We start from the raw sequence: 25,672 nt of genomic DNA on the forward strand, positions 1-25,672 counted from the left end.
ATTGTTCCGATCTTGCGACACATCGTTTCCGCGCAGCGCGCTCCGCTGGTCATGCAAATGACAGGATTGACCCTATCTTTGGTATATCCCACCGAAATACTGTCGTTATGACCTCCTTGCCCAGTCTCTACATCTCCCACGGCTCGCCGATGACTGCTCTACAGCCGGGGCTTACCGGCCAGCGGTTGGTCGAGCTGGCTGCACTGCTGCCGAAGCCGCGCGCCATCGTCATGGCCAGCGCCCACTGGCTGTCGCGCAAGCCGCAGGTCGGCGGCGCGGCAATGCCGGAAACCATCCACGATTTTCGCGGCTTCCCGGCCGAGCTTTATGCGCTGCGGTATCCCGCACCGGGCGCACCCGATTTGGCCGTAAAGGTGGCTGAACTGCTGGCGCGGGCAGATCTATCCGCCACGATTGATCCCTCGCGAGGCCTCGATCACGGTGCCTGGGTGCCCCTGCGCCTGCTTTATCCGGACGCCGATATTCCGGTGGTACCGATCACCATTCAGCCTGAGCTAGGGCCGGCCCATCAATACGCCGTCGGCCGCGCCCTGGCGTCGCTGCGCGACGAGGGCATCCTGGTCATCGGCTCAGGCAGCATCACGCACAACCTGCATGATTTTGGCGCCGGTTATAGCGAGCAGCGGCTGGCGCCTTACGTGCAGCCTTTCATCGAATGGATCGAACAGCGGCTGGCCGTCGGCGATATCGACGCCCTGCTCGACTACCGTCGCCAGGCACCCGGCGCCGAACGCGCCCATCCCACCGACGAGCATCTGCTGCCGTTGTTCGTCGCGCTGGGCGCAGCCGGCCCGAACGCTCACGCGCAGCGCATCGATGCAGGCATCGACCTCGGCTTTCTGGCGATGGATATCTATCGCTTCAACTGATTCAACGCGACGAGTAAACGCAGCAAATCAATCGTTCGACGACGACACGTGCGATGTGGCTGGCCAGTCCGCTGGCGTCAGCAGCGGCAAGCCATGTCCCAGACGCGCCTTGTCGCACTGTGCGCTCACCCTGCCAAATTCCCACGACGGCTCCACTTCGCGGCATACCGACGGGCGCTGCTCGTAGATGCCGCAATGCGCCGCGTGGCCCACCACGCCAAGCAGGGCGACGCAGCGCGGTTTGGCCGCATTGGTGCCGCGCATCGCCAGCCGATGCGGATCGAGTTTCTCGGTCAACTCCAGCGGCACGCTGCCGCCGGTCACGCCCTCCGCTTCGGACCAGTGGAAGGCCACGCGGAAAAATGCGCAGCAGGCGCCGCAGCACAGGCAGGGATGGTCCATCGGGTCAGTCAAACTCGGCAACGCGCAAAGCAGCGACCTGGAATATACGCCTAGGCCGCATAGATCAACCTTAAGGCTCGCCGGCGAAGGTATTGCACTGAGCCATATCGCCGCTGTTGAGGCCAGTCTTGAACCACTTCACCCGCTGCGCCGAGGTGCCGTGCGTGAACGAATCGGGCACCACCCGGCCCTGCGCCTGTTGCTGCAGTGTGTCGTCGCCGATCTGGCTGGCCGCATTGAGTGCCGACTCCACGTCACCCGGATGCAACCATTGCAGGCGGGCCTGGGTGCGATTGGCCCACACGCCGGCATAGCAGTCCGCCTGCAGCTCCTGACGCACCGAGAGTCCATCGGCGCCGTCCATCGGTGCGCCGCGACGACGCGCGGCGTCTACCTGATCGAACACGCCGGTGAGCTTCTGCACGTGATGGCCGACTTCGTGCGCGATGACATAGGCGCGGGCGAAATCGCCGGACGCGTGAAAGCGATTCTGCAGCTCCTGGAAAAACGCGAGATCCAGATACACCTTCTGATCGCCCGGGCAGTAGAACGGGCCCACCGCGGTCGATGCCGCGCCGCAAGCGGTGTCGACGCCGCCGCTGAACAGCTTGAGCTTTGGGTCGACATAGGCGTTGCCCTGCGCGGCAAAAATATCGCCCCAGGTTTTTTCGGTCGAGCCGAGAATACGCCTGACGAAATCCTCTTGCTGCGGATCGACCTGTGCCGGCTGCGAGCTCTGCGTCGGCGCTCCGGTCTGGCCACCGCCCTGATCCAGCAGAGCCAGCGGATTCTTGAAGAAGATCCAGCCCAGGATCGCCAGCACCACGATCCCGCCGATGCCCATGCGGCCGCCGCCGAAACGTGGGCCGCCGCCGTTTCCGCTGTCGACCTCGACGTTGTTGCTGCTCTCGCCCTTCTGCCAATCCATACGCCACCCCGTGACCGATGCGTCGCCGCGCTATCCAGGGCGCTGACAATAACTTCTTGCGACGGTTAGCGCCACGCAGGCGCTGCGGTTACAGTCAGCGTTTTAACCCACGAGCCGAAACCATGATCGAGCTGCCCGCCCTGGTAACCCTGCTGACCGTACTGCTGCTGTTCGGCACCATGTTCGTTACCGGCAAGGCGCGCGGCAGATACGACATCAAGGCGCCGGCGATCAGCGGGCACCCCGGTTTCGAGCGCGCCTACCGGGTGCAGATGAACACTATCGAGAACACGGTGATGTTTCTGCCAGTGCTTTGGCTGGCGGCGACGCACGGGTTCGGCGGGCTGTGGGCCGGCGTGGCCGGCTTGGTCTGGCTGGTTGGCCGCAGTTGGTACGCGCTGGCCTATCTCAACGACCCGACCAGCCGCGGCGGCGGCTTCGTCGTGAGCATGCTGGGCTGGGCCGCACTGGTAGTGATGGCGGGCATCGGCGTCGTGCGGGCGATGATGATCGGCTGAGGCAGGCGACCGTGCTCGACGGCGCTCTTCGATGACCGCCCTTCCCCCGGATTCGCTGCGCCCGCGGCCTGAGGCACGGCCTAGTCCGGCCGAGCCTCCCGGCCTGTCCGCCGCAATCGGCCTGATCGCGCTGTATTTTCTGCTGCAGGCCGTTGCCGGCGGCCTCATCGCGCTGCTCATGGCCGTCGCCACCGGGTTTGTGCAAATCGATCGGCGCAGCCAACCGATCGGCGCGGAAATTCGCGCCATGCTCGAACAGCCGGGCATGCCGGCGATTCTGGTGATGCTGACGCTGGGCCTGGCGGCCGCGGTGGTTGTACCGCTGGTTCGCCGGAAGTGGCATGCGCTGTGGCCGATGGCGCGGCCTCCGGGTTTGGGCATGGTGCTGCCGGTGAATCCGGTGTTCTTCATGCTGGCCATCGCTGTCGGCTTGGCCGCACCGCTGCTGGGCGGCCTGCTGACCTCGCTGCTGGCGCACGGCAACACGGTAACGCAGGACATCCAGAGCCTGGGGTCGCACACGCCGACGCAGCTGCGGCTGGCGCTGGTCGTGGTGGTGACAAGTCTCGGTCCGCTGGTCGAGGAAATCCTGTTTCGCGGCGTGCTGTTGTCGGCACTGATGAAACGATGGCGCGTCGGCTGGAGCGTGCTCATCAGCGCGTTGCTGTTTGCCGTGTCTCACCTGCCCAGCATGCAGTGGCAATGGTACGCGCTGCCCGACCTCGCCCTGCTGGCATGCGCCCTGGCATGGCTACGCCTGCGTGCGGGATCGCTGTGGCCGGCGGTGCTCGCCCACGGCGTCAACAACCTGCTGGCGGTCGCGGCCTGGTTCGCGGCGTCGGGCTCCGTCTGAGTCGGACGACCCGAACTCGATGACTAGGGCCACGCGTCAAAGCCGCGCAGCAGTCGCGCGGTTTCAAAGACCGGCAGGCCCATCACGCCGGAATAGCTGCCGTCCAGATGCTCGATCAAGCTCGCGCCGCGGCCCTGGATGGCATACGCGCCGGCCTTGCCGAACGGCTCGCCGGTGGCGACATAGGCCGCGATGGTCGCGTCGTCCAGCGTCGCGAAACGCACCTGCGACACGCTGGTCTCCGACCGTTCGCGATTTGCCTCGACCAGCCAGACCGCGGAAATCACCGCGTGGGTTTTGCCCGAAAGACGACGCAGCATGACGACGGCATCCTCGGCATCGCGCGGCTTGCCGAAAACTTCATCGTCGAGCACGACTTCGGTATCCGCGCCGAGCACCCACGCGTCGGTGGCGCCGCCGAGGGCCTTCAAGCCAGCGCGGGCCTTTTCAAGCGCTACCCGATTGACGTAATCCTGCGGTGATTCGCCGGGCTCTCGCTGTTCGGGCACCTCGACATCGATCACGACGAAATCGGCGCCTAATTGCTCCAGCAACTGGCGACGGCGCGGTGATTGCGAGGCGAGATAGAGCATTGATGGGTCCGGCGAAAGGTAGAGCCGCAAGCATAGCGGCGCCGATGGCGCGAGACAGTGCAGCGATGCCCACTTCCTTGGCCTGAGTGCCAATAGCTTCCGGCGCGGGCCACAAGGAGATATTCAACAGACTCTTAGGCCCGATGGTAGGGATGCCCGGCAAGCAGCGTGGTAGCGCGATACAGCTGCTCGGCCACGACCAGACGCACCAGCATATGCGGCAGGGTCAGCGGCCCGAGCGACCAGCTCTGCTCGGCGCGCGCCAGCACCTCGGGCGCGTGCCCGTCAGGGCCGCCGATAAGAAAAGCCAGGTCGCGCCCGCTCATACGCCAGCGCGCGAGCTGTTCGGCGAGTTCTTCGCTGGACCAGGTCTTGCCGCGGCCGTCGAGAGCGATCACGTGCGTGTCGCGCGGCAGCGCGGCCAGGATGGCAGCGCCTTCGTCCTGCATGGCGCGGGCATCGTCTCGACCCTTGCCGCGCGTGCCGGGCTTGAGTTCGATCAGTTCCAGCGGCAGGTCGTGCGAGAGGCGCTTGCGGTATTCGGCAAAACCCTCCGCCACCCAGCCGGGCATGCGTTCGCCCACGGCGATCAGGCGCGCGCGCATGCCAGCGCTTGCTCAGCCGGCTTGCGCGGCGTCGAAGTCGTGACCGTGATCGCCGACGGTCCACAGGCGCTCGAGGCCGTAGAACTCGCGGATGCGCGGCAGCATCACGTGGACGATGACATCGCCCAGATCCACCAGCACCCACTCGCCTTCGACCTCGCCTTCCACGCCCAGCGGGGCGACGCCCGCCTGCTTGGCGAACTTGGTCACTTCGTTGGCGATGGACTTGACGTGGCGGGCCGAAGTACCGGAAGCGATGACCAGCAGATCGGCGATGGAGGTCTTGCCGCGAACGTCGATTTCGCGGACGTCCTTGGCCTTCAATTCTTCCAGCGCGTCGATGACCGACTTGCGCAAAGTGGCCGTGGTGACGGCCTTGTTGGTACGGGCAGTACTCAAGAGGGGGAGCCTCGATACAGATAACCGCGCGGAATGGCGCGGCCGCAGTATAACCGGCCTGCCCCGGCGGCAGGTCAAACCGTCAGGGAGCGCCTGGCGGCCCGGTATTCGTCCATCAGCACGCCAACCAGCTGCGCGGCCGGCATTGGCCGCACCAGCATTGCCGCCTGCCCGCACCATTCCGACAGCAAATCGCCCCGACCCGCCTCGGCGGCGACGCGGCGCAGGGGCGCGGTGAGTGCGTTCAGGGCAGGGTATGCCGGCAAATTCGACGCCCCAGGCTCCATCGCCTCTACATAGCGATTGCGCAAACCGCGCGCGGCACGGCCGGAGAAGCTGCGGATGGTGGTGACGCGATGCTCTACGGCCTGCGAAAGATCCTGCTTCCATGCTTCGGCGGCCGAGCTTTCAGGGCAGCCCAGAAACGCCGTTCCCAACTGGCTGGCAGATGCCCCGAGAATTTCCGCGGCCAGCATGCCGCGACCGTCCATAATCCCGCCCGCGGCAACGACGGGAATGTTTATCGCGCGCACCGCCAGGGGCAGCAGCGCGAAAAGGCCGATCATCGCGTCATCGGCATCATGCAGAAACGTGCCGCGATGGCCGCCGGCCTCGGCACCCTGAAGGCTTACGGCATCGGCGCCGCGCTCGGCCCAGGCGCGCGCTTCGGCCACCGTGGTCGCCGTGCCGATCACGGTGATGTGACGCTGTTTCAGCTCTCGTACCTGCGCGGTATCGATCAGACCAAACGCGAAAATCGCAGCCGCGGGTCGCGCCTCACACAGCGCGGCGAACTGATCTGAAAATCGCGGCGCCCAGCGCGCCGGCAGACGCGTGCGCACCGCCAAACCTTCTCGCTCCATCAGCGCATCAAGCTGCTCGCGGGCCTTGCTTACCGCCGCCATATCGACAGCGAATTCATCCGGCAGAACGAACAAACCGATGGCATACGGGCGATCGGTAAGGCGCCGAACCTGCGCCGCCTGATCCAACATGGACTGCGGCTCCAGATAACCCGCCCCAAGCGACCCCAATGCGCCGGCACCCGATACGGCAGCGACCAGATCCGGTGTGGTACAACCGGCCATGGGCGCCTGGATCAGGGAATGTTGAATACCAAGCTTACGGACAAACGAGTCATGCAAAGCGGATGGCCGGTGATTGAACACCGGCCAATTATGCGCAAAACACCCGGTTGTTGAGTGCGTCACTGTGCATATCGTACGTCATCGATAGGGCGCGTCGTGATCGCGCGCCTCCTCGACAAATCCGCCGGTCGCTCAGTGGCCCGCGCTGCTGCCGCTGGTGGGAGCCTTCATGGAGTCGGACTTCATCGCGTCATGCGACATGGAGTCATGCTTCATCGAATCGCCCTTTTTCATGGAGTCGTGTTTCATCGAGTCGTGCTTCATCGAATCATGTTTCATGGAGTCGCCTTTCATGGCGTCACCCTTCATCGCATCGTGCGACATGGCCGAGCTCGAGCTGTGCGCCATAGCGTCCTGCGCAAACGCAGAAGTGGTCGCGAAACCGCAGGTCATGGCGGCGACAAGGAGGCTTGCAAGACGTACGTTCATGGGAGTGTCCTTAAGTAAGAGGGATGAAGACATTTGTCATGTCTCCATAACCTTATTCGCCGATCGCTCATTGGCGGTTACCTCGCCCGCGAAAGTGTTTCGAGGCCTCTGCCCTACTCCCTTAATTTTGTCCCGCTACGATATTCACCGTGATCGCGATAATGAACACGTTGAAGAAAAACGCGATGACGCTGTGCAACAACACCACGCGGCGCAGGTATCGGCTGGTGATCTGCACGTCCGACACCTGAAAACACATGCCGATCACCAGTGAAAAATAGGCAAAGTCCCAATAGTCCGGCTCCGGCGTCTCAGGAAAATCCAGGCCGGTATGCTTCTCGCCAAAATCGCCGTAAAAGCCGTGCGCATAGTGCATGGCAAACATCGTGTTCAAGAACAGCCAAGTCAGCACCACGCTGACCACACCGATCACCAGCGCTGGCAAGCCGCCGCCTTTCGCTGCGTGCAGCTCGTTGCTCAACGCGACCAGTACCACAGAGGACAGCGCGATGCCGCTCCAGAGAATGCCCCAGCGACCGGTATCCTGAGCACGCGCCTGTCGTCGCATGCGAGTCGGCGGTGACTTGGCGAACATCCGCGCGATGATGCCGAGAAACACAATGGCAGCAAGATCGAAGCCCAGCAGTACGGCGTTTGAAAAGCGTGTACCGGTCGCTATCAGCGTGCCGCTGGTCAGCAGAAAAATGACCAGTGCAACGACCATCCGCGGCCGCGCTCGCAAGAAGTGGATAGGTCGCCAGCGGTGCTTTCCCCGGTGACCGCTATCTCCACCGGTTTTTGGCGATGACGGCGAGGCCCCATTCGCACCCGCGGACTCAGTCTTCGCCGGCGACTGCTTTGCGTTTTTTGACGACGACGCGCTCATGCCGCAGTCCGCGCCGAGAGACTGATCGACCAGCGGCTCGCCGGATGAAAAAATACGTCCTCTGAAGATACAGGCAAGGGAAGCCTCCGCATTTGCAGCCCGATGGCTGGCATCGGCCAGATGATAGCGGGGTCCTGCGGCAGTGCGCGCGTCAGAGGCGTAAATCGTCGTAACCGGCGTGACGCTTCATCCACGCATCCGCGTACGAGCACGCGGGTATCACCTTCCAGCCATGCTTTCGCGCCGCGTCCAACGCCGCCTGCACCAGCGCCGACGCCACGCCACGGCCGCCAACTTCAGCGGGTACCTCGGTATGCGTAATCGTCATGACGCAATTGGCCACGCCGTCGGCCAGGGTGTAGTCGAGCAGGCAGTGCTCGCCGTCGACCGTTGTTTCGAAGCGTCGCGCGCTCTGGTCATGCTGAATATCGTACGACATGAAAATCTCTGCGCTGCGTGTGGGCATTCGAGCATACGTCCGGCCGGTCGAAACATCGCGTTAAGTTCCACCGCCCACTCTTTCGCGCCATCTGCATGATTGGTCTGACAACCTTGGCTTTCAACGCTGCCAAAACCGAAGGAGAACAGCATGAAGAAATCCGCATCCGCGCACTGGTCCGGGGACATCAAGACCGGCCAGGGCAGCATTTCGACCGAAACCGGCGTGCTGCGCGACGCACCGTACGGTTTCAAGTCGCGTTTCGAAGACGGTCCGGGCACCAATCCGGAAGAGCTGATCGGGGCCGCGCACGCCGGCTGTTATTCGATGGCGCTGTCGCTGGAACTGGGCAAGGCCAACCTCACCGCCGACAGCATCGACACCAAGGCCGTGGTGACGCTCGACAAGGACGGCGATGGCTTTTCGATTACCGCCGTGCACCTGACCTGCAAGGCCAAGGTCCCAGGCGCCGACGCCGATGCGTTCGCAAAGATCGCGCAGGCCACCAAGGAAGGCTGCCCGGTATCGAAGGTGTTGAAGGCCACGATCACGTTGGACGCTTCGCTGGCATGACGATTTGCGCCATCATCCGATGCGGCCGGGCTGATCGCGCAGTGACAAAGGGTGGCGCTACGCGCGAGCGTCACTTTTGCCTGAAACGGCAATGGCCTCAAGCCGCCTGTCTGGCGCGCTGACGACGGCGCTCGGTCACCGCATCGGCGAGGCGCTGCAGCACGGCGACCGAGCTGTCCCAGTCGATGCAGCCGTCGGTAATGCTCTGGCCGTAGACCAGCGGCTTGCCTGATTCGATATCCTGCCTGCCGGCCACGAGATGGCTCTCGACCATCACGCCGAGTATGCGCGTGTCGCCTGCGCCGACCTGGCCGGCGATATCGTCGATCACGGCCGGCTGATTCTCCGGCTTTTTGCTGCTGTTGGCGTGGCTCGCGTCGATCATCAGCCGCGGCGTCAGGCCCGCCTTGACCAACACGGCGCAGGCCGCGTCGACGCTGGCGGCGTCGTAATTCGGCGCGCTGCCGCCGCGCAGGATCACGTGACAATCCTCGTTGCCCGCGGTGGCCGCGATCGCGGTGCGGCCGTCCTTGGTCACGGCCAGGAAATGATGCGGTTGCGACGCCGCCTGCACCGCGTCCGCCGCAATTCTCACGTTGCCGTCGGTGCCGTTCTTGAAGCCCACCGGGCAGGACAACCCCGACGCCAGCTCGCGATGCACCTGGCTTTCGGTGGTGCGCGCGCCGATCGCGCCCCAGCTCACCATGTCGGCGATGTACTGCGGCGTGATCATGTCGAGAAATTCGCAGCCGGCCGGCACGCCGATCGCGTTGATGCCGATCAGCAGACCGCGCGCCAGCCTCAGACCGCGATCGATGCGGAAGCTACCATCCAAGGCGGGATCGTTGATCAGACCCTTCCAGCCCACCGTGGTGCGCGGCTTTTCGAAATACACGCGCATCACGATTTCCAACGTGTCGGCATGCAGCTCGCGCTGCTGGCGCAAAAGCTCGGCGTATTCGAGCGCTGCGCGGGTATCGTGGATCGAACAGGGGCCGATCACCACCGCAAGGCGATCGTCCTTTCCCGCAAGAATAGCGTGCAGTTTGCTGCGCGTTGCGGCCACGGTGGCGCTGGCCGACTCGCTGCTGCCGCAGTCGCCGATGACCTCGGCGGGCGTGCTGAGGCGCTTGAGCTCGCGGATGCGTAGGTCGTCGTTACGGGCGTCGGTAAGAGCGGCGTTCATGCGGAGAGTCCTTGGTAATCGGATCTGCCGGCAGCCATGAAAAAAGCCGCCGGTGGTGAGCTGGCGGCTTTCGGGATGTGCTGAATCGGAAACTTACGATCGCACCCTTGGCTCCGCCTGCGGCATCGGATAGCCGTAAAACCAGAAATAAAGGCGGGCGCAGAGGAGCTTCATGGATCTATGGATACCACATCGTGCGGCCAAATCAAACCCTGACGCTTGGAAGCCCGTGACGCGAAGGCCGCATCGGCGTGGGTCAGGCACTAACATCGGCGCATGCCTTCCCCTCTTCAACTGTTCAATCGCGCCGCCAGCGGGTCGCTCAGCCCCGTTCGCGCGGCAATTCGGCACTGGGTGCTCAGCGCCTTTCCGCGCAGCGAAAGCGGCGTCGACTACGACCGGCCGCGCGGGGATCCCGGCCTGTTCGGACCGCACAGCGCCACGTGGCGCGTGCATTCGGATTTCCCCGGCATGCTGGCCGGCGGGCTGGCGGCGCTGACCCTGCAGACGCTGCATCCGCTGGCGCTCGCCGGCGTGTGGGATCACTCCAACTTTCGCGACGACCTGATCGGCCGGCTTCGCCGCACCACGATGTTCGTTGGCGCCACGACGTATGCCTCGCTGGCGGACAGCGAGGTGCTGATCGCCCGCGTCCGGCATATCCACAGCTTTGTCAAAGGCCATGCGGAAGATGGACGTCCATACGCCGCCGACGATCCCGATCTGCTGACCTGGGTGCATGTGACCGAGGCGTACAGTTTTCTGCAGGGTTACCGCCGTTATAGCCACATCGAATTGCCTGCGGGTGCGGCCGACCGCTATTACGACGAAGTGCGCCGCATTGCCGAAGCGCTGGGTGCGCGCCGCGTGCCGGCGTCCGAGCAGGCCGTCACCGACTACTTCACCGGCATCCAGCCAGAACTGGCTTTCACCGAACGGTCGCGCGAAGTACTGGCGGTGTTGGCCAACGTGAAGCTGCCCGTACCCGTTGCTGGACTATCGCGAAACCTGTTCCTGCTTGCCGGCACGGCGCTGCTGCCCGATTGGGCCACACAGATGCTGGGGCAAACTCACTGGCAGCAGCGCCAGGCCAGCTTGGCATCGCATGCGCTGTGGTCGATTGCGCCGGTATTTCGGGCCGCGTTGAGCGACGGCATCGCCAGCCGATCGTGCCGGCGAGTTGGCGTGCCGGCCAGCGAACTCGACCGCTGGCCTGTCACCCCCGCGTCGACGTTCAGCTCAACGGCTTGACCGCCAAGGGCTCGGTGAGAGCCTGTTCCTTGCTCTTTGCGACGGCCGCTTTCACCCGATTGCGGCCCGCGCGCTTGGCCTCGTAGAGGGCGGCATCGGCGCGCTGCAGCAGCGCCGCGCCGTCGCGGTCGTTCATTGCCGCGACGGCGACGCCAACCGATACCGTCAGCGCCAGCGACTGTCCGTCGATGACCAGCGGCGTCTTTTCCACCGTCGAACGCACTCGCTCGGCCAGCAGCATCGCGCCGGCGAGGTCCGCACCCGGCGACAGCACCACGAACTCCTCGCCGCCGACCCGACCGATCAGATCGCTGTCGCGCAACGTGGCGCGGATACTGAAAACCAGCGAGCGCAGAACCTTGTCGCCGCCGTTGTGGCCGAAGCGATCGTTGACGCTCTTGAAGTGGTCGGCGTCGAGCATCAGTACGCCCAACGGCTGCCGGTATCTGGCCGAATGGGCCAGCATCAGCGTGGTCGCCTCGTTGATCGCCAGCCGGTTGCTCACGCCGGTCAGCGGATCGATGCGCGCCAGCAAGCGCAGCTCCTGCTGCAGTATCTCGTTGTAGAGCAGCAGAAAACCGATACCGGCAAACAGCGGCTGCAGGCCCGAGAACATCACGTAGAAAAAATTGATGTTGCTGGCGATGGTGATGCCTTGCAGCTGAGAATCGCCGATCCACAGCTGCAGATTGCGCCAGATCAGCAGCGCGGCGGCCATGGCAAATACCGCAAGCAGCACCGCGCGTGCGCGCGAACTGCGGCGCACGGTAACGCCGACCAGAGCCTCGACGCTGAGCAGAATATTGATGCCGATCGCCAGCGAACCCCACAGCACGCGGGCCTGGTAATTCGGCTCGACCAGGCCAAACCAGGCCACCCCGAGCCAGCCGAATACATTGACCGCGATCACCAGCCGTCCACGCAGCGCCTCGCCAAGCAGCATACGCAGGGCAACCACACTCATGCCCTGGGCCACCAGATTGAAGGCATTGCCGCCGAGCAGCAGTGCGGCAGGCGACAGATAGGCGTGTGCGGCCAACGAGCCCCAGCCCGCCGCCTCGACCAACAACGCCGCCGAGCGCAGGCGCAAGCTCTGGCGCACCCTGCCTGCATCGCCATACGTACCGGCCCACAGCATCAGCGCCATCAGCGCCGTCTGCAGCGCACTGATCAGTGAGAGGGTTTCGATATGGAACGGCATCACGTATTCCCCTAGCGAAGTCACGGCACGGCGCTCGAGTGCCGCCCCTTGTACCACTGTTGCCGGCCATGCAACTGGGTGAGACTAAAATACGGTATCGGCGATTCACAAATGTGAGCGTTGACACGCCAGCACTTTTCGCTACCTTCGACGCAGTAACCTTCTGGACGCAGGATGGCCACGCTTACCCCGACCCGTAATGGCTGCCTGCCCCGCATGACCGGAGGCGAAAAGCGTCTTTCAGAACGACTGGAAGCCAAGCTCGAAGACGATTATCTGCTTTGGTACGACGTGCCGATCGGCCTGAAGCAGCGACGCCCGGACTTTGTCGTGTTCCATCCCCGCCGCGGCATGCTGGTGCTGGAGGTAAAGGACTGGAAGGCTGAAACCATCCAGCACGCCGACAGCACCCGATTCACCCTGATCACCGATCGCGGCCTGGTGAAGGAGGCCAACCCGCTGCTGCAGGCGCGTGCCTATGCGCTGGAAATCGGCGTGGTACTGGAGCGCGACCCGGCGCTGCGCCATCCGCCGGGCAGCCGCCATGCGGGAAAGCTGGTGATGCCTTGGGCTTACGGCGTGGTGCTGGCCAATATCAGTCGCAAGCAGTTTGTCGATGGCGGACTGGATGCGGTGATTCCGGCCCACCTGACTCTCTGCCGCGAGGAAATCTACGAGACGGTCGACCCCGAAGCATTCCAGGAACAGCTGTGGGCGATGTTTCCGCAGGTGTTTCCCACGGCGATGACGCTGCCGCAGATCGATCGCGTGCGCTGGCATCTGTTTCCGGAAATTCGCCTGGCGCCCGGCGAAGGCCAGTTCGGCCTGTTCGACGAGACCGGCCCGATCACCCGACCGCTGGAAATTCCGGACATCGTCAAGGTGATGGACGCGCAGCAAGAGCAGCTGGCGCGCTCGCTCGGCGACGAGCACCGGATCATCCACGGCGTTGCCGGATCGGGCAAAACCATGATTCTGGGCTTTCGCGCAATGCAGCTGGCGCGCGAGCTGGGCAAGCCGATCCTGGTGCTCTGCTACAACAAGACGCTGGCGGCGAGACTGGACCAGCTGATCGGCGAGCGCGGCCTCGGCGAAAAGGTACAGGTCTACAACTTCCACAAGTGGTGCCACAAGATGCTCACGGCCTACCATGTGGACCTGCCCGCGCAAGGCAGCAAGGATTTCTTCGCGCAGATGGTGCAGAAGGTGATCGACGGCGTCGAGAAAGGCCAGATTCCACGTTTCCAGTACGGCGCGGTGCTGATCGACGAAGGCCACGATTTCGAGCCGGACTGGTACAAGCTGATCGTGCAGATGATCGACCCGAACACCAACTCGCTGCTGGTGCTCTACGACGACGCGCAGAACATCAATGGCCGGGCCGACCGGCGCAAGTTCACCTGGAAAAGCCTGGGCGTGCAGGCGCAGGGTCGTACGACTATTCTCAAGCTCAACTACCGCAACACGCTGGAAATTCTCGCGGTGGCGCGCGGTTTCGCCAGCGAGCTGCTCGACGCGCAGGCCGGCGAGGACGACGGCGTGCCGCTGATTGCACCGGAGAGTGCCGGCCGGCGCGGCGCCGTGCCCGAGCTGATACGCGCCAACAGCGCCAGCGAGGAAATCGCCGCGCTGATCAGTCAGATCCGCGACGAACAGGCGCACGGCCGGCGCCTGGACGATATCGCCGTGCTGTTCCGCCACAACAAGCAGGGCGAGCAGTGGCGCGATGCGCTGGATCGCGCCGGCATCAGCTGCCGGCTGGCGGACGATAAGGGCAAGGCATCACTTTTCCTGGTCAAGGACGCCGTGCGCATCATCAGCATGAAGTCGAGCAAGGGCCTGGAGTTTCCGCTGGTGGTCATCCCCGGCCTCGGCCAGATGCCTGCCGTCGGCGAGGACGAGACGCATGAGGCACGGCTGCTTTACGTAGCCATGACCCGCGCCACCGAAAGGCTCGTATTGATTCACCATGAGGACTCTATCTTCAGCGCGCGCATTCGCGCGTCGATCAACGATGTAAGCGGGCAGTTGAGCGCACTCTAGCTGCGCCGCGCGATGGGGGACAGGTAACAGGAGAAACGCATCGCAGAACGTCGAACACTGCGATGGCCGCCTTTAGTCGTTCGACCATGAGGGTCACTTCGTATGGCATCGTTTAAGCCCCATTATCTCAAGAGCTGGTTTCTGTTTTTTCTGGTCGCCAGCATCGGCGGCGGACTTGTCGGCGGCCTCTTCGGTGTCATCACCGGCGGCGTGATGGGCGCCGCGGGGGTTCCGCTGGATCGAATCGCCCTGATATGCAAGATCCTCGGCTTTTTAGTCAGCGTGCCGATCTCTTTCTTCACTTTTCGCTGGTCGGTGAGCACCTACATTGTCGACCAGTTGCCGCAGCGCCTCCCGGAGCCGCCGCTCTGGTGAACACGCGGGTTGGATCGGGGGCCGTGCATCCCAACATCATTAGCCGAAGCATTGCCTCGTCATCCACGTCAGGAACCCGCATGACTATCTTCGACCTCACCCCACCCAGCGACGCGCAGCGCAAGGACATCACCGCAGGGCTCGACCGCGACGAAAAGCGCGTGCTGCTGGAGCACGGCACGGAAGCGGCGTTCTGCGGCGTGTTTCTCGACAACAAGAAAGACGGCGTTTACACCTGCCGCTTTTGCGGGCTGCCGCTGTTCCGCTCCAGCGCCAAGTTCGATTCCGGCACCGGCTGGCCCAGCTTTTTCAAGCCGTACGACGATGCGCATATCAAGCTGATCCGCGACACCAGCTACGGCATGATCCGTACCGAAGAAGTGTGCGCCCGCTGCGGCAGCCATCTAGGCCACGTTTTCCCCGACGGCCCCCAACCCACCGGCGACCGCCACTGCCTCAACTCCGTCTCGCTGAGCTTTACCGAGAACGGTGAAGCGCTGCCGGATGTGCTGGGCCGCGGAGCACCTGAAGGCGAACCGGCAGCCGCCGAAGCTTGATCAAACGCTACGTAGGCTGGCGGTGAGCGCAGCGATGCCCGACATCTGTGGGATGCCACGTTGGGGTTCGCTAACGCTCACCGCCAACGTACGTTCGCAGCGGTCTCAGGCTCGATACGGCGCCAGCAGCTGAGCGTCGTCGAACAGCCCAGCCGGCAACAGATAGCGCGGATCGCGCCCCGCCGCCAGTAGCTCGCGGATATGCGTGGCGGAAATTTCCAGCGGGGTCACGGCCAGTTCGATTACTTTGCCGGCCGGCCAGCCGCGTAGGTCGTGCGCCGAATTCACGCGCCGGCCCTGGACCGCCTGCACCAGCGCAGCGGGCAACGCGGCCTCGATACCCGGGCGGCTCAGCACGCCGATATGCGCCATGTCGAGGATTTCCCGCCAGCGATGCCAGCTCGGCAGGCCCGCGAACGCGTCGGCACCGATCAGCAGTATAAGAGGGCGATCGCCCTGCTCCACGTGCAGCTCGGCAAGCGTGTCGATCGTGTAAGAAGGCCCTGTGCGCTGCAGCTCGCGGCCATCGAGCGTCAGCCGCGACTGCCCCTGCAATGCGGCGTGCAGCATGGTCATACGCTGTTCGGCGCTCGCCGTCGGCGGCGGTCGATGCGGCGGCACGGCGGCCGGCATCAGGTGCACGTCGGCATCGAGCAGCTCGGAGGCTTCCCAGGCCACACTGAGGTGGCCGATATGCACGGGATCGAAGGTTCCGCCGAAAATCGCCAGCGGCCGCATCGCCATCAAACCAGACTCTGCGCCAGCGCCGGCGCCGCGCGCGGCTCGGCGATGGCGGCGATCAACCGTTCGGCTTCCTGCCAGGGGTTGCCGGCCTCGCGGCCTTTCGCCATGCGGTCGATACGCGAGGCGCGGGCGAGACACTGCAGCCAGTGATCGCGCGGGGCGCGGCGCAGGGCCTGGCGAAACAGCTGCTCGCGCGCCTGCCACAGCCGCTCGGTCTTGGCCTGAGCGGCAAAATCGGTCGCGTTGGCCAAGCGCAGCGCCAGCTGCAGCTGATTCACCAGCCAGCCCATCAGAGCGATCAGCTCATCGCCCTCGGCGCGCAGGCCGGCGAGGATGCGCAGCGCGCGCGCGCCGTCACCGGCAAAGGCCGCATCGGTGAGCTTGAACGCATCGTAGCGGGCGCTGTCGGCGACCAGATTTTCCATCTCCTTGGCATCGATGCGTCCCTGCCCGTGCAGCACGGCCAGCTTGTCGATTTCCTGCGCGGCGGCCAGCAGGTTGCCTTCGACGCGCTCGGCCAGAAGCGCCACCGCATCGGGCGACGCGGCCAGGCCATGCCTGGCCAGCCTGGCGCTGATCCAGGCACCCCACTCGTTCGCACGCGGCGCGTTGAACACCACCATCGTGCCGGTGGCGTCCAGCTTCTTGCTCCACGCGCCATCGTGCTTGCTACTCCACTCCATGGCGGTAATCAGCAGGGTCACGTCGGGCCGCAGATCGGCACAGAACGCATTGATCGCTTTCGCGCCCTCGATACCCGGCCGCCCGGTAGGCAAACGCAGATCGATAAATAGCCGCGTGGAAAACAACGACATGCCGGCGGCGGCGCGGGCCAGATCGTCCCAGTCGAAATGCTGGCCTACCTCGAGCACTTCCCGTTCGGGATAGCCGAGCTTTTTCGCCTGCGCGCGCAGCGCATCGGCGGCTTCCAGCACCAGCAGCTCCTCGCCCGCGAGCAGATAGACAGGGGCCAGCTGGTCCGCCGTCAGGGCCTTCTGCCACTGTCCAGCGCTGAGCGGCATCAGTGCGTGCTTTGGGCAGGCGCCGGTGTTGCCGCCGAAGCGCTGGGGGCCGCAGAGGGCGCAGCGATAGGATGCTTGCTGGCTGCCTGCAGGCGGAACAGGATGGCCTGCACCATGTCCTGGTTGAGGCTTTGCTGGATCTCGTTCACCTCCGACGCGTTACCGATCGTGTTGGTCGCGTCATAGCTGTATTCGCGCTGCATGCTGATGGTCTGAAGTGGCAAGACCACATTGCCAGCCCCATCGATCACACTGAACTGCACGTTGTAGCGCACGGCGTATTCGGTGATGCGCGCATAGCCGCCGGCGGTCAGTGTGTCGGTACTGAAGTTCGCCACCGGCACACGCAGCTCCGCGATGCCCGGGCCGCCTTCATCCTTCACGTCGACGCCGGCCACCACCAGCGCGCGCGCCAGCATGCGCTGGAAATCGCCGACGCCGGTGACGATGTGGATTTTCTGGATCGACGCCGGCAGTTTCACGTTTTCACGCAGATGAAAGCCGCAGGCGGCCAGCGAGATAGCGGATAACAGCAACAGCGCCAGCTGGAGCATACGACCGACTTTCATGGAACTCATGGATTTCATCCTGCGACGATGTTGACGATCTTGCCCGGTACCACGATGACCTTGCGTACGCTGAGGCCTTCCAGAAAATGCACCACCTGCGGCTGCGCGCGGGCCAGCGCCTCGGCCTCTTCCTTCGAGGCACCGGTCGGCAGCTCGATGGTAGCGCGCAATTTGCCGTTGATCTGAACCGCCAGTGTGAGCGTATCGCGAACCAGCGCCGCCGGGTCGGCTTTCGGCCAGGGCTGATCTTCCAGCACGGTTTGCGGATGGCCCAGCACCTGCCACAACGCATGGCTGATGTGCGGCACGACCGGGTTAAGCAGCAGCACCATGCTTTCCAGCGCCTCGTGCCGCACCGCCCGACCCTGCTCGCTCTGATCGGTGAACTTGTTCAAGGCATTGAGCAGCTCCATCAATGCAGCGATGGCGGTGTTGAAGGCATGGCGGCGACCGAAATCGTCGCTGACCTTCTGGATGGTTTCGTGCACCTGCCGGCGCATGGCTTTCTGTCCGGCGTCCAGCACGCCCGGCTCGACCACCGGATGATCCGGCTTGGCCGCGTGCGCCGTCACCTCGCGCCAGACGCGCTTGAGGAAACGGGACATGCCTTCGACACCGGCCTCGCTCCATTCCAGCGACTGCTCCGGCGGCGCGGCAAACATCGAGAACAGCCGCACCGTGTCGGCGCCGTACTTGCCGACCATCGACTGCGGATCGATGCCGTTGTTCTTCGACTTGGACATCTTTTCGATGCCGCCGATCTGCACCGGCTGACCATCGGATTTCAGACGCGCGCCGATCACGCGCGCCCTTTCATCGCGCTCGATTTCGACGTCGGCCGGATTGATCCAGTCCTTCGAACCATCGATGTTGTCGCGGTAATACGTCTCGGCAATCACCATGCCCTGGCACAGCAGGTTGGTCGCCGGCTCGTCGCTGTGCACCAGACCCTCGTCGCGCAGCAGCTTGTGATAGAAGCGGAAATACAGCAAATGCAGAATCGCGTGCTCGATGCCGCCGATGTATTGGTCGACCGGCAGCCAGTAGTTGGCGCGATCGTCGACCTGGGTACTGGCGCCCGGGCTGGTGTAGCGGGCGTAATACCAGCTCGACTCCATGAAGGTGTCGAAGGTGTCCGTTTCGCGCTCGGCCGCACCGCCGCAGGTGGGGCAGAACGTCTTGCGCCATTCGGGGTCGGCCTTGATCGGCGACTGCACGGTGCCGACCTTCGAATACGCGTCGGCCACGTCCTCGGGCAGGATCACCGGCAGCTGATCTTCCGGCACCGGCACGTCGCCGCAGGTCGCGCAGCGGATCACCGGAATCGGACAGCCCCAGTAGCGCTGGCGGCTGACGCCCCAGTCGCGCAGGCGATAGTTCACGCGGCGCGAGCCTGTGCCGTCGCGCTCGAAGCGCGTCGCGAGCGCATTCAGCGCCTGGCTGAAATCCATGCCGTCGTATTCGCCGGAATTGACCAGGATGCCTTTCGAGCCCCAGGCGGCCTCCTCGTGGATGCGTCGTTCGAATTCTTCCACGATGCGCAGCGGTGCGGAAATATCCTGCGCGTTGGCATCGCGGCCGCTCAGCGCGGCCTGCATCGGATCGACGCCGACGCCCAGCGCGATGTCGTGCTGAATCTCGTTCAGCGCATCGATAACAGACTGATCGACGACGACCATGCGAATCGGCAGACTGTACTTCTGCGCGAATTCCCAGTCGCGCTGATCGTGCGCCGGCACCGCCATTACCGCGCCGGTGCCGTAGCCCATCAGCACGAAGTTAGCCACGTAGACGGGAATTTCTTCGCCGCTGATCGGGTGGATCGCGCGCAGGCCGGTGTCCATACCGCGCTTTTCCTGCGTCTCCAGCTCAGCCTCGGAAACGCCGCCCCGACGCAGCTCGGCAATGAAGGCAGCCAGCTGCGGATTGTTCTGCGCCGCATGCACGGCGAGCGGGTGCTCGGCCGCGATGGAGACGAAGGTCACGCCCATCAAGGTGTCAGGGCGCGTGGTGAACACATCGAGTGGCGCCAGCGTTTGGCCGTCCAGATCGTTGACCGCAAAGCGGATCTCCAGACCTTCGCTGCGGCCGATCCAGTTGCGCTGCATGGTCTTGACCGCATCGGGCCAGCCCGGCAGCGTATCCAGACCTTCCAGCAACTGCTGCGCGTAATCTGTGATCTTGAGAAACCACTGCGGAATCTCGCGCTTTTCCACCAGCGCGCCGGTGCGCCAGCCGCGGCCGTCGATCACCTGCTCGTTGGCCAGAACGGTCTGGTCGACCGGGTCCCAGTTCACCACCGAGTTCTTACGGTAGGCCAGGCCCTTTTTCATCAACCGCACGAACATCCGCTGTTCGTGCACGTAGTAGTCGGGCCGGCAGGTGGCGAACTCGCGCGTCCAGTCGATCGCATACCCCATCGACTGCAGCTGCGCGCGCATATGCTCGATATTGGCGTAAGTCCATTTGGCCGGCGCAGTCTTGTTCTTGATCGCGGCATTCTCGGCCGGCAGGCCGAACGCGTCCCAGCCCATCGGCTGCAGCACGTTCTTGCCCTGCATGCGCTGATAGCGGCTGATCACGTCGCCGATAGTGTAGTTGCGCACGTGGCCCATATGCAGCGCGCCAGATGGATACGGCAGCATCGACAGGCAGTAGAACTTGGGCTTGGAGGGATCCTCCTTTACCTCGTACGCGTGCTGCTCGCCCCAAAACTGCTGTGCGGCGCTTTCGACGGCCGTGGCGGCATAGCCCTGCTCCGGCGATTGTCCTGGCTCGGCAGCCCCCTGTGACAGGGAATTGGGGTCTTGAATATCCTGCATGATTGCGACGCCGTGATGCGGTGGGCCCGCGCCAGCGACAGCCGGCGGCGGTTAACGGATCAGACTAGCCCAGCGCGGCCCCGGCGCCAAGCCTTGACGCGCCAGGGGACCTGTACTTTCAAGTACTGGGACAGGCCGGCATCTGGCCGTTGACAAGCGATTGCGCAACCGCCGCGATCTGCGCGGCAAGCCGGCCGATCGCGCGCTGATGGCCCTGCACCAGCGCATCGTAGCCCGCACCCACCGTCTCGCTCACCCGGCTGTTACAGGACAGCGTGCCGCCCTGACCCTCGTTGGCTCCGTGCATCACTCGCACGCTCCAACTGGCATCGATCAGCGCATAGCTGCCGGGTAGCGAGTCGAAGCGGCGCACGTCCAGCTTGATCCGCAGCCGCGGCTTGTCGTTGCCGGGCAAGGCGCTGACGTCCTGACTGTGCAGCTGGCGCGCCAGATCGGTCGACAGCGCACTGCGCAACTCGTCGCCCAGCGGCGCGATCCAGCGCTCGCCGTTGAGCAGCGCCACGCCCTGACTGCCATCGCGCACCACCAGCTGCGGCTGGTCGACCTGCGCCGGCACGGTGACTGGCAGCAGTTCGAACGGCAGCGACGCCATGGCCGGGCTCGACGACGCGGTGTCGGAAGTCGGGTCGGTCGCCGGTGGAACCAGCGTGTAGTAGTGCAGCGGCGCCGAGGCGCAGCCGGCCAGCGTCAGTGCGATGCCCCAGCCAAGCAGGCGCTTGCTGTGATGAAAAAGGCCTGCACGAATCATGGCTTGCTCCCTTGCTGCGGTGAATGGGTTGGCGCGGGCGGTGCCGCCGCACGCTCCGGCTTGGCATCGGCGCCGCGGCCGCGGATAAGCGCTTCGGGGTGATCGCCCAGGTAATCGATCAACACGCGGACCGAGCGCGCCGCGCGCTGCACTTCCTGCAAGGTCGTGCCCAGGTTCTGCTGCAGCGGCGAATCGCCGGACAGCGCGTCGCCCGCCGTGCTGACGGTTTTCTGCACACCCTTCATCGTGTTGTCGAGTTCGGGCAGGGTCTTGCCGTTAACCTGCTTCAGCGTCGCACTGAGGCCGGCCAGAGTCTGGTTGAGGTTGTTGCCGATCGCCTCGAACGGAATCTTGTCGATCTTGTCGACGATCTCCGCCGCCTGCTCCTGCAGCTTGTCGAAGCTGCCGGCCGCGGTCGGAATCACCAGCGGCCGGGCGTTCATGTCGAACGCCACCTTCGGCGCGTTCTTGACGAAGTCCATCGAGATATACAGCTGGCCGGTGAGCAGATTGCCGGTGCGCGCCTGCGCACGCAGGCCGTGGTCGACCAGCCGCCCCATCATCTGCGTCATGTCCGGATTTTCGCCGCGCGCCTTCACCAGCGCCTGCAGCTTGTCGTAGGCCGTGCCGAGCCGCTGCGGATAGACCACCGCACCGACGATCAGCGGGAACGTCTGCGTCTTGTCGTCATAGTCCAGGCGGACCGATACCACGTTGCCGATCTTCACACCGAGAAACTCCACCGGTGCATTGACGTCGAGGCCACGCATCGATTTCTCGAAGCGCATGCGGATGTAATGCGGCGTGCCGTCCGGCGGCGCCATCGCCGTGCCCTGATCGGCAAACAGCTGGAACTGCGCGTCCTGTGTTGCCGGCGTGCTGTCATGCGGCCCGGGTGGATCCTGAAATGCGAGACCGCCGGCGACCACGGTCGCCAGCGATTCGGTATTGAGTTTCAGCCCATCTGCGCCGAGCGAGACATCCACGCCGCTGGCGTTCCAGAATCGCGTCGAGGTAGTCACGAACTTGTCGTTGGGACCATCGATAAAGATCTGCATCGACACGCCCTTGCCGTTTTCGTCCAGCCGGTACGACACCACGCGACCGACCTGGATACGCCGGTAATACACCGGCGAGCCGATATCGAGCGAGCCCAGGTCATCACTGTGCAGCACGAAGCTTCGGCCGGGTGCCGAGTGATTGACGGCTGGCGGTGTCTCCAAACCCTTGAAGTCCTCCTGCGAGGTCTGCGAGTCGCCCACGTCGGCACCGATGAAGGCGCCGGACAGCAACGTGTCGATGCCAGACACGCCGCCGATGCCGATGCGCGGACGCACCACCCAGAACCGCGTGCCCTGCGTCGCGAAGCTCTTGGCACTCTTCTCCAGCGCCACGCTCACCTTGACGTGGGAGCGATCTTCGCTGAGCTCGATCTTGTCGACCTTGCCGATCACCACGTTCTTGTATTTCACCGGCGTCTTGCCGGCGTCCAGACCTTCGGCAGTCTGGAAGGTGATAACAATTTCCGGGCCGGCCTGCAGCACGCTGTTGACGATCAGCGATATGCCGATCACCGCCGCCAGCGCCGGCACCAGCCAGATCAGCGACGCGCTGAAACGTCGGCGGCGCTTGACCACCGGACGCGGCAGCTCGTCGCGCTCGGGCTTGTCCAGTTCGTTGCTGCTTTCGTCAGTCATCGCTATCTCTGCTATCCCAAATAAGCCGTGGGTCGAAACTCATCGACGCCAGCATGGTCAATACCACGGTCAGGCCGAAAAAAATGACGCCGGGCAGCGGCTCTACCCGACTCAGCACGTTGAAGCGCACCAGCGCCGACAGCAGCGCCACCACGAACACGTCCAGCATCGACCAGTAGCCGATGAACTCCACCAGCCGATACAGCCTGGCGCGCTGCACCTGAGCCCAGTCGGTGCGCATGTGACTGCTGATCAGCAAGGTGCCCAAGACCAGAAACTTCAACATCGGCACCAAGATGCTGGCGACAAAAACGATGATCGCCAAATCCGCCGAGCCGTTGATCCACAGCTCCTTGACGCCGCTGAGGATGGTGTTGTCGTCCACGTCGTTGAGGCTGGCCGTACGCATGATCGGCAGAAAGTTGGCCGGCAGATACATCATGAAAGCCGCCAGCAGCAGCGCCCAGGTGCGCGCGTAAGTCGCCGGCTTGCGCCGATGCAGGGCCGAGCCGCAGCGCGGGCACGCCATATCGTCGGCGCCCTCCGGTGGCTGGCGGCAAACCAGCCGGCACACGTGGCAACCGATCAGCCCAAGGTCGGCCGCGCGTGGCAGCGCGCTCATCCCTCGTCCTTCATGCGCATGTTCCACAGCTCGCGCATGTCGACGCGGGCGAAAATGGTGATGAGCACGGTCAACACGGCGTACGCATAAATGCCCGGATCGGCCACCACGTCGAAATACACCTTGGCCTTGACGATCGCCACCAACGCACCGAGCACGAACACCTCGCTCATCGTCCACGGCCCGATGTAGTGCAGCGTCACCATGATCGGCACGAAGCCCGGCGCACAGCGCCGCTGCCGCGCAAACCAGAGCAACCAGCCGATCGACAGCATCTTGACCAGCGGAAAAAAGAACAGCGTGGCAGCGGCCAGTACGGAGATGACCTGCGCATTGGACTGCCACATCGTGATAATGGCGCCCCACAATGTGGTGCTGCTGTGCCGACCGTTGAGGCCCAGCGTGACGATAGGCCAGAGGTTGGCCTGAACGAATACGATAAATGCCGTGAGCACCAGCGCCAGCATCGTATTGGGATTGAGGCTGTGGTAGTGCTCCAGCGTCGCCCCGCAACAGGCGCACTTGCCCACTTCGCCGCGCGTCATCGCGCGACGACGGTGAACCGTATCGCACTCTTCGCAGATCTGCAGCGCTTCCAGTGAGGTGGTGCTCATGCGGTTACGGGCTTGCTCGGACAGGGCCAATGGTTGGATTCTCGCAAATCTGCGGCCCCGGCGCTGAACGTCAGGGAGCTTGTGCAGGCTTGATATGCTGGCACCTGCCCCGATCTGGCAAGCACCGGATCGCACTGTATCTATCCCGATGGAAAATTCCGTGACTGAAAAAGCCGCCTCCCACGTCTTCGATGTAACCCAGCAAGGCTTCGAGGCCGAGGTCCTGCAGGCCTCGATGACCACACCCGTACTGGTGGATTTCTGGGCCGAATGGTGCGAGCCGTGCAAGACGCTGGGACCGATGCTGGAAAAGCTCGCCGCCGAATACAACGGCGCGTTCCGCCTCGGCAAGGTCGACGTGGAAGCGCAGCAGGAGCTGGCCGGCATGTTCGGCATCCGCAGCATTCCCACCGTGATGCTGGTGAAGGACGGCCAGGTGCTCGACGGCTTCGCCGGCGCGCTGCCGGAAAGCCAGCTGCGTGAATTCCTGTCGCGTCACGTGCAGCCGCTCGAAGCGCCGCCGGAAGCGGACGCCATCGACGAAGCTGCGCTGGAAACGCCCGAGCAGGCGATTGCCCGGCTGCAGCAGGCGATCGCCGCCGAGCCGGACAAAGCCGAACTGAAACTCGAGCTGGCGCTGGCGCTGATGCGCGGCGGCCAGGCCGACGCTGCCGAAGCCGAACTCACCGCACTGCCGGCCAACCTCGCCATCGACGTACGCGCGCTGCGCCTGCGCAGCCAGCTCGATCTGGCCCACGCGCTCGAAGGCGCCCCTTCGCTGACCGAACTGCGCCAGCGCGTCGCGGCCAATGCCAGCGACTGGGCGGCCCATGATCTGCTCGGCGTGCGCCTGCTGCTGGAGGATGACCCCGCCGCCGGGCTCGATGAATTTCTGCTCATCCTCAAGGGCGATCGCGAATGGAACGACAATCAGGCCAAGAAGCGCCTGCTCGCCGCATTCGCCACGCTCGACGATGCCGAACTGGTCGGCCGCTACCGCCGCAAGATGGCCTCGCTGCTGTTTTGATGCGGCGCGCACGAAGGCATACGGAAACAGCCTGATGAAATCGTCCACCTTCCGCCGCGCCATGAACCTCCGGCCGCCGTTTCTGTTCAACAGCATCCGAGTGCTGGGCATCAGCGACGATTACACCGAAGCGAAGGTCGTGCTGCGCCTGCGCCCGTGGAACCGCAACTACGTGCGCACTCAGTTCGGCGGCAACCTGTTTGCCATGACCGACCCGTTCTGGATGCTGCTGGTGATGCATCAGCTGGGCAACGATTACATCGTCTGGGACAAGGCTGGCGCCATCGACTTTGTGGCACCCGGTCGCGAGGACGTCTACGCGCACTTCAAGCTCGAGCCGACCATAGTCGACCAGTTGCGCACCCGTGCCGCTGGCGGTGACAAAGTGCTGCACTGGTTCGAAACCCAGATCAAAACCGCTGCCGGCGAAGTCGTTGCCGTCGTACGCAAGCAGATCTATGTTCGGTTAAAACCCAAGGCGCGCTGAATCGCCTCACTGCGCCGCACGAC

General features: G+C 64.3%; 29 protein-coding genes. 10 read left to right on the forward strand and 19 right to left on the reverse strand.

Annotation, left to right across the window (positions count from 1 at the left end):
- Window positions 1–107 precede the first annotated feature (107 nt).
- On the forward strand, window positions 108–890 hold the full coding sequence (locus HDE76_RS08650; protein WP_184506765.1) for a class III extradiol ring-cleavage dioxygenase: 783 nt from the start codon (window positions 108–110) through the stop codon (window positions 888–890).
- Window positions 891–917: 27 nt separating this feature from the next.
- Here HDE76_RS08650 and HDE76_RS08655 read toward each other — a convergent pair whose 3' ends face one another.
- Complete coding sequence (locus tag HDE76_RS08655) at window positions 918–1,292, reverse strand: YkgJ family cysteine cluster protein (protein WP_179479622.1); 375 nt, start codon at window positions 1,290–1,292, stop codon at window positions 918–920.
- Between the two features lie 70 nt (window positions 1,293–1,362).
- Complete coding sequence (locus tag HDE76_RS08660) at window positions 1,363–2,220, reverse strand: neutral zinc metallopeptidase (protein WP_184506766.1); 858 nt, start codon at window positions 2,218–2,220, stop codon at window positions 1,363–1,365.
- Between the two features lie 122 nt (window positions 2,221–2,342).
- On the opposite strand from HDE76_RS08660, the gene HDE76_RS08665 reads away from it, so the two are divergent.
- Together HDE76_RS08665 and HDE76_RS08670 are read left to right on the forward strand one after the other, a co-directional pair.
- Window positions 2,343–2,738, forward strand: coding sequence for an MAPEG family protein (locus HDE76_RS08665; protein ID WP_184506768.1), 396 nt, complete (start codon window positions 2,343–2,345; stop codon window positions 2,736–2,738).
- A gap of 31 nt (window positions 2,739–2,769) precedes the next feature.
- Window positions 2,770–3,591 carry a CPBP family intramembrane glutamic endopeptidase gene (locus HDE76_RS08670; RefSeq protein ID WP_184506769.1) on the forward strand — a complete coding sequence of 274 codons (822 nt, stop codon included), beginning with the start codon at window positions 2,770–2,772 and terminating at the stop codon, window positions 3,589–3,591.
- A gap of 23 nt (window positions 3,592–3,614) precedes the next feature.
- On the opposite strand, the gene HDE76_RS08675 is transcribed toward HDE76_RS08670, so the two are convergent.
- From HDE76_RS08675 to HDE76_RS08705, 7 genes are all read right to left on the reverse strand, one after another.
- The gene (locus HDE76_RS08675; protein ID WP_184506771.1) at window positions 3,615–4,184 is read right to left on the reverse strand and encodes a Maf family protein; all 570 of its coding nucleotides are present in this window, start codon (window positions 4,182–4,184) and stop codon (window positions 3,615–3,617) included.
- Between the two features lie 134 nt (window positions 4,185–4,318).
- On the reverse strand, window positions 4,319–4,789 hold the full coding sequence (gene rlmH, locus HDE76_RS08680; protein ID WP_179479614.1) for a 23S rRNA (pseudouridine(1915)-N(3))-methyltransferase RlmH: 471 nt from the start codon (window positions 4,787–4,789) through the stop codon (window positions 4,319–4,321).
- 12 nt (window positions 4,790–4,801) lie between these two features.
- Window positions 4,802–5,188, reverse strand: a complete 387-nt coding sequence (rsfS, locus tag HDE76_RS08685) for a ribosome silencing factor (RefSeq protein ID WP_179479612.1) — start codon at window positions 5,186–5,188, stop codon at window positions 4,802–4,804.
- Between the two features lie 74 nt (window positions 5,189–5,262).
- On the reverse strand, window positions 5,263–6,357 hold the full coding sequence (locus HDE76_RS08690) for a nitronate monooxygenase (protein WP_343205697.1): 1,095 nt from the start codon (window positions 6,355–6,357) through the stop codon (window positions 5,263–5,265).
- 111 nt (window positions 6,358–6,468) lie between these two features.
- Window positions 6,469–6,765, reverse strand: coding sequence for a pentapeptide MXKDX repeat protein (locus HDE76_RS08695; RefSeq protein ID WP_184507680.1), 297 nt, complete (start codon window positions 6,763–6,765; stop codon window positions 6,469–6,471).
- Window positions 6,766–6,886: 121 nt separating this feature from the next.
- Window positions 6,887–7,489: a DUF1345 domain-containing protein gene (locus tag HDE76_RS08700; RefSeq protein ID WP_255457765.1), complete on the reverse strand. Its 603-nt coding sequence runs from the start codon at window positions 7,487–7,489 to the stop codon at window positions 6,887–6,889.
- A 313-nt stretch (window positions 7,490–7,802) separates the two neighbouring features.
- The gene (locus tag HDE76_RS08705; protein WP_184506777.1) at window positions 7,803–8,090 is read right to left on the reverse strand and encodes a GNAT family N-acetyltransferase; all 288 of its coding nucleotides are present in this window, start codon (window positions 8,088–8,090) and stop codon (window positions 7,803–7,805) included.
- Between the two features lie 150 nt (window positions 8,091–8,240).
- On the opposite strand from HDE76_RS08705, the gene HDE76_RS08710 reads away from it, so the two are divergent.
- Window positions 8,241–8,663 (forward strand): OsmC family protein, encoded by a 423-nt coding sequence (locus HDE76_RS08710; protein ID WP_184506778.1) that lies wholly within the window; start codon window positions 8,241–8,243, stop codon window positions 8,661–8,663.
- Window positions 8,664–8,760: 97 nt separating this feature from the next.
- Here the strand turns inward: HDE76_RS08710 and HDE76_RS08715 are convergent, their stop codons facing one another.
- Complete coding sequence (locus HDE76_RS08715) at window positions 8,761–9,849, reverse strand: 3-deoxy-7-phosphoheptulonate synthase (RefSeq protein WP_184506780.1); 1,089 nt, start codon at window positions 9,847–9,849, stop codon at window positions 8,761–8,763.
- A 276-nt stretch (window positions 9,850–10,125) separates the two neighbouring features.
- On the opposite strand from HDE76_RS08715, the gene HDE76_RS08720 reads away from it, so the two are divergent.
- On the forward strand, window positions 10,126–11,100 hold the full coding sequence (locus HDE76_RS08720; RefSeq protein ID WP_184506782.1) for an oxygenase MpaB family protein: 975 nt from the start codon (window positions 10,126–10,128) through the stop codon (window positions 11,098–11,100).
- Here HDE76_RS08720 and HDE76_RS20950 read toward each other — a convergent pair.
- A complete protein-coding gene (locus HDE76_RS20950; RefSeq protein ID WP_184506784.1) occupies window positions 11,084–12,325 on the reverse strand; it encodes a GGDEF domain-containing protein in 1,242 nt (413 codons plus the stop codon). The genes HDE76_RS08720 and HDE76_RS20950 overlap by 17 nt on opposite strands.
- 150 nt (window positions 12,326–12,475) lie before the next feature.
- Between HDE76_RS20950 and HDE76_RS08730 the strand changes: the two genes are divergently transcribed.
- The 3 genes from HDE76_RS08730 to msrB all read left to right on the forward strand — a co-directional run bounded on the left by HDE76_RS08730 (window position 12,476) and on the right by msrB (window position 15,276).
- Window positions 12,476–14,344: a 3'-5' exonuclease gene (locus HDE76_RS08730; protein ID WP_184506786.1), complete on the forward strand. Its 1,869-nt coding sequence runs from the start codon at window positions 12,476–12,478 to the stop codon at window positions 14,342–14,344.
- A gap of 102 nt (window positions 14,345–14,446) precedes the next feature.
- Window positions 14,447–14,719, forward strand: a complete 273-nt coding sequence (locus tag HDE76_RS08735) for a hypothetical protein (RefSeq protein WP_179479580.1) — start codon at window positions 14,447–14,449, stop codon at window positions 14,717–14,719.
- An 80-nt stretch (window positions 14,720–14,799) separates the two neighbouring features.
- Complete coding sequence (msrB, locus tag HDE76_RS08740; RefSeq protein WP_179479578.1) at window positions 14,800–15,276, forward strand: peptide-methionine (R)-S-oxide reductase MsrB; 477 nt, start codon at window positions 14,800–14,802, stop codon at window positions 15,274–15,276.
- 105 nt (window positions 15,277–15,381) lie between these two features.
- On the opposite strand, the gene nadD is transcribed toward msrB, so the two are convergent.
- The 8 genes from nadD to HDE76_RS08780 form a co-directional block, all read right to left on the reverse strand.
- On the reverse strand, window positions 15,382–16,014 hold the full coding sequence (gene nadD, locus HDE76_RS08745; RefSeq protein WP_184507683.1) for a nicotinate-nucleotide adenylyltransferase: 633 nt from the start codon (window positions 16,012–16,014) through the stop codon (window positions 15,382–15,384).
- A gap of 5 nt (window positions 16,015–16,019) precedes the next feature.
- Window positions 16,020–17,042: a DNA polymerase III subunit delta gene (gene holA, locus HDE76_RS08750; RefSeq protein ID WP_184506788.1), complete on the reverse strand. Its 1,023-nt coding sequence runs from the start codon at window positions 17,040–17,042 to the stop codon at window positions 16,020–16,022.
- Complete coding sequence (lptE, locus tag HDE76_RS08755) at window positions 17,042–17,620, reverse strand: LPS assembly lipoprotein LptE (RefSeq protein ID WP_179479574.1); 579 nt, start codon at window positions 17,618–17,620, stop codon at window positions 17,042–17,044. Before lptE ends, holA begins: the two co-directional genes overlap by 1 nt.
- 5 nt (window positions 17,621–17,625) lie before the next feature.
- The gene (gene leuS, locus HDE76_RS08760; protein ID WP_184506791.1) at window positions 17,626–20,433 is read right to left on the reverse strand and encodes a leucine--tRNA ligase; all 2,808 of its coding nucleotides are present in this window, start codon (window positions 20,431–20,433) and stop codon (window positions 17,626–17,628) included.
- Window positions 20,434–20,551: 118 nt separating this feature from the next.
- On the reverse strand, window positions 20,552–21,202 hold the full coding sequence (locus tag HDE76_RS08765) for a PqiC family protein (RefSeq protein ID WP_179479570.1): 651 nt from the start codon (window positions 21,200–21,202) through the stop codon (window positions 20,552–20,554).
- Complete coding sequence (locus HDE76_RS08770; RefSeq protein ID WP_179479568.1) at window positions 21,199–22,899, reverse strand: MlaD family protein; 1,701 nt, start codon at window positions 22,897–22,899, stop codon at window positions 21,199–21,201. The genes HDE76_RS08765 and HDE76_RS08770 overlap by 4 nt, the downstream gene beginning before the upstream one ends.
- On the reverse strand, window positions 22,892–23,521 hold the full coding sequence (locus HDE76_RS08775) for a paraquat-inducible protein A (protein ID WP_179479567.1): 630 nt from the start codon (window positions 23,519–23,521) through the stop codon (window positions 22,892–22,894). Before HDE76_RS08775 ends, HDE76_RS08770 begins: the two co-directional genes overlap by 8 nt.
- A complete protein-coding gene (locus tag HDE76_RS08780) occupies window positions 23,518–24,135 on the reverse strand; it encodes a paraquat-inducible protein A (RefSeq protein WP_184506793.1) in 618 nt (205 codons plus the stop codon). The genes HDE76_RS08775 and HDE76_RS08780 overlap by 4 nt, the downstream gene beginning before the upstream one ends.
- Before the next feature lie 160 nt (window positions 24,136–24,295).
- Between HDE76_RS08780 and trxA the strand changes: the two genes are divergently transcribed.
- Together trxA and HDE76_RS08790 are read left to right on the forward strand one after the other, a co-directional pair.
- Window positions 24,296–25,162, forward strand: coding sequence for a thioredoxin (trxA, locus tag HDE76_RS08785; RefSeq protein ID WP_184506796.1), 867 nt, complete (start codon window positions 24,296–24,298; stop codon window positions 25,160–25,162).
- 34 nt (window positions 25,163–25,196) lie between these two features.
- Window positions 25,197–25,649 carry a DUF4442 domain-containing protein gene (locus tag HDE76_RS08790; RefSeq protein ID WP_184506798.1) on the forward strand — a complete coding sequence of 151 codons (453 nt, stop codon included), beginning with the start codon at window positions 25,197–25,199 and terminating at the stop codon, window positions 25,647–25,649.
- Window positions 25,650–25,672: the final 23 nt, after the last annotated feature.

It is taken from the genome of Rhodanobacter sp. ANJX3, from assembly GCF_014200755.1.
GTDB lineage: Bacteria > Pseudomonadota > Gammaproteobacteria > Xanthomonadales > Rhodanobacteraceae > Rhodanobacter.